This is a genomic window from Rhizobium sp. WW_1 (assembly GCF_003610155.1).
Classification (GTDB): Bacteria; Pseudomonadota; Alphaproteobacteria; order Rhizobiales; family Rhizobiaceae; genus Rhizobium; species Rhizobium tropici_A.
The window spans coordinates 1-3,116 of record NZ_RAIN01000051.1 but is presented as its reverse complement, the minus strand read 5'-3'; the positions used below and the strand labels follow the sequence as shown (position 1 = coordinate 3,116).

Here is a 3,116-nt window from a genome sequence, read left to right as displayed (position 1 = left end):
ACGCGATACGACAAACGCGACGACAATTTCCTCGCAGCCGTTCAGCTCGCATCAATTCGGATTTGGATACGATCTTATGAGTCGGTCACCTAAGGCGGCCAGGCGATTTTCGATTCTATCCTAATCTCGAACTGGCTGAACACCTGCTCGACGGCTTCCTTCGTCAGCCGGTCAACGAGGATCTGCTCCATTTGGCCATCGCGTGGTATGACAATGGAAGCGCCGAGCAGTCGCCATCCTTCGCGATGACGGACGAAAGGGGCCGTGTGACGCGGCTGTCACTCGCAGATACAATCGCGACGGGGGCATGGGGATCATGACGAAGGCATTCCGGGCGGAGTTTGGGAGCGTCGGCCTAACACTAAGGCAAGTCGTCGCTGGACGATCGTCTAGTCCCATAGCTAGCCTTCAACTTTGCCCGCTGATCATTCGTCATACTGCGGGTGAAATCTTTAACTGCCCATACAAGCGCGATCTTTTCGAGATGCCTCGGGTCAGTTAAGCCGTACCGATAGAGAGCAATCAATCGCACCGCAAAACCTTCCGCTGAGTACTCGTTGGGATCGAACCATGGCTGACTGGCGACCAGGTCAAAAACACCTTTGACGATTTCCAGATCCTGGGGCCGCAGCTTGCCTTCTGCGAGGCGGAGCAATCGCTTCATTATCGTCCTTTCACGTACATCAAGGTCAGGCCAGTGCGATCGGCTGCATTGAGTGGCTGAAGATTTCCGCTCATGCCGGAAGGAAGTGCTGCGCATCTAGCCGATGCGAAGCTATGCCTGCTAGTCGCTTCCCATCCGTGGAGGTCTTGAGGCGAATGCCAGCCCACTAACGACGATCAGGAGCATCGCCGCAGAGACAAAACTCAATGTGAAGAACATATGCTCGCTGAAGCGGAGGGCCCATGGTGCGGGCAGAAGGATCAGGCCCAGCCAGAATTTCAGCCAATCGCCCCACGCGCCCGGATCAAGAATCCCGAGAATGGAGACGCAGGCAATCGCCAGCCCGATGGCGGTGCCAGTTACGCATACCATCGTCGAGCCCGCAGCGAATGGAAGAACGTAAGGCGCCAGCCACGGCGCTGCGAAGATATATGTACCAAGAAGGAGGCCAAGCCAGTTCTGCCAGCGCGGTTCACGCATGTTAATTTCCTTCGTTGATCATGGATTATTGCAGTTCTCAGAACATGCGCTGTCTCTGCCGCCAAACTCAAACCCGAAGGGCTTCCCTTTTGGATTGCTCCTCCGCAGCATCCATGGCCATTTCAAGGACGATGCGCCCATCTACGCGTCCGTGCTTTAGATCGGCCAATACCTTATTCACATCGTTCAACGGCGCACGCTGGATGGCAGCCTTGACTTTGTGATCCGCGGCAAAGGCAATCGCCTCGTCGAGATCGCGGCGCGTCCCAATAATGGAGCCGCGAACGGTGATGCGTTTCAGAACAACATCGAAGATAGGCGTCGCAAACTGACCCGGCGGAAGACCGACCAGACTGATCGTTCCTTTCTTGCGCACCAGCGACAGAGCCTGCGAAAAAGCCGACGGCGACACCGCTGTCACAAGAACGCCATGGGCGCCGCCCTGCGTTAGCTTAATGACTTCCGACATGGTATCCGGAACTGTTGCATTGATGGCGAAGTCAGCTCCGGCCATGCGCGCCAGATTGAGTTTCGCCGGCTCGATGTCGAGGGCAATAACCTTCAATCCCATTGCCTTGGCGTATTGAATGGCGACGTGGCCCAGGCCGCCGACGCCCGAGATCACGACCCATTCGCCGGGACGAGCCTCGGTCTCCTTGAGACCCTTATAGGTCGTCACACCGGCGCAGAGGATGGGCGCGATTTCCGCGAAATCGATGTGTTCAGGCAGGCGAGCTGCAAAGGCGGCATCGGCCACGACATAGTCTGCGAAGCCGCCATCGCAGCTATAACCGGTATTGTGCTGATGGTCGCACAGCGTTTCCCATCCCGTCTCGCAGTATTCGCATCTGAGGCAGGCGTCATGGAGCCACGCGATACCGACACGATCCCCGTCCTTGAAGTTGGTGACGCCTGCACCGACCGCCGCGACCACACCCGCCACTTCGTGTCCCGGTGTAAATGGAAGTGATGGGCGCACGGGCCAATCGCCGTCGGCCGCATGCAGGTCGGTATGGCAGACGCCACAGGCCTTCACCCGGACGAGGATCTTGCCCGGCCCTGGTTGTGGAATCTGCTTGTATTCGATCGACAATGGCTTGCCGAATTCCCTTACGACAGCAGCCCGCATCATCTTGTGCATTGAGACCTCCTCTTGTTATCGGAATTGCGCTGTGGCGATGGTGGTGTGAGCACTCAGGTGGCGAGCAGAGACACCAGCTTGGCCAACTCCTCAGGCGACCAACGACTTGGACAGCAGCAAAAGTGTCGGGTCATCCGGATAGGGCTGGACCCTGAACCCCATGTTCTGCTCGCGCTCAACCGCGTCGAAGTTGCTTCTGTCTTCGATGGACTCGATTTTATCCAGACCTCGGTTTTTGGCTTCCTGGACCATCAAGCTCAAAAGTTCCCAGCCGAGTCCGTGGCCCTTGAAGTCGCTCCGTACGGAAATGGCGACTTCAGCCCGTCCTTTTCCGCGGTCGCAAGCGAGCACGGCTGTCGCCACCGGTGTCGCCGTATCCTGGGCAAAAGCGATGTAGCTTTCCACGGCGCTATGATCGACACCGATCAGATCTGCGATCTGCCTACGGGAGACATGCTTGATCGCTGACAAAAAGCGGAAGCGGAGATCTTGCGGGCTGATGTGATCGAAAAGTTCGCCGAGGAGCTTTTCATCGTCATTGCCCGCTGGTCTAACCAAGACCCGCGAGCCGTCGCGCGTTGTCACATTCCATTGCTGTTCCGACACGAGCGTTTCCTCCATTCCAATGGTGCTTCGTTTGCGTGGCCGGGCTGGCGATTGGCCATGATCCTAAGCCTACGGACCAGGCCCGCATTGACGGGGATCAAACTTCGGGGCGTTCTTGATAAGGATGGAACGTAAGCGCCGTCTTTGTCCCATTTTGTCCGCTGCTTTTTGAGCATGGTTTCTCATGCGAGAAGGCTTCCATGTTATCTGGAAGCTGAATGATGG

Annotated in this window: 4 protein-coding genes and 1 pseudogene; 1 reads left to right on the top strand and 4 read right to left on the bottom strand. The window is 57.1% G+C overall.

Annotated elements, in window-relative coordinates:
* Nucleotides 1–93 (top strand): annotated as a pseudogene (locus tag BJ928_RS38310) (IS5/IS1182 family transposase); the annotation flags it as partial.
* Nucleotides 94–361: 268 nt separating this feature from the next.
* On the opposite strand, the gene BJ928_RS38300 reads toward BJ928_RS38310, so the two are convergent.
* From BJ928_RS38300 to BJ928_RS38285, 4 genes are all read right to left on the bottom strand, one after another.
* On the bottom strand, nucleotides 362–664 hold the full coding sequence (locus BJ928_RS38300; RefSeq protein ID WP_047637265.1) for a hypothetical protein: 303 nt from the start codon (nucleotides 662–664) through the stop codon (nucleotides 362–364).
* Between the two features lie 120 nt (nucleotides 665–784).
* On the bottom strand, nucleotides 785–1,144 hold the full coding sequence (locus BJ928_RS38295; protein WP_047637267.1) for a hypothetical protein: 360 nt from the start codon (nucleotides 1,142–1,144) through the stop codon (nucleotides 785–787).
* A gap of 67 nt (nucleotides 1,145–1,211) precedes the next feature.
* Nucleotides 1,212–2,285 carry an alcohol dehydrogenase AdhP gene (gene adhP, locus BJ928_RS38290; RefSeq protein WP_047637268.1) on the bottom strand — a complete coding sequence of 358 codons (1,074 nt, stop codon included), beginning with the start codon at nucleotides 2,283–2,285 and terminating at the stop codon, nucleotides 1,212–1,214.
* Nucleotides 2,286–2,375: 90 nt separating this feature from the next.
* Entirely contained in the window at nucleotides 2,376–2,891 is a 516-nt protein-coding gene (locus tag BJ928_RS38285; protein WP_047637270.1) for a GNAT family N-acetyltransferase, read from the bottom strand.
* Between the last annotated feature and the right edge of the window lie 225 nt (nucleotides 2,892–3,116).

Excerpts from the sequence above, each read along its gene's own strand:
- adhP (WP_047637268.1), bottom strand. The coding sequence starts at position 2,285 with ATGCACAAGATGATGCGGGCTGCTGTCGTAAGGGAATTCGGCAAGCCA.
- BJ928_RS38300 (WP_047637265.1), bottom strand. The coding sequence starts at position 664 with ATGAAGCGATTGCTCCGCCTCGCAGAAGGCAAGCTGCGGCCCCAGGAT.
- BJ928_RS38295 (WP_047637267.1), bottom strand. The coding sequence starts at position 1,144 with ATGCGTGAACCGCGCTGGCAGAACTGGCTTGGCCTCCTTCTTGGTACA.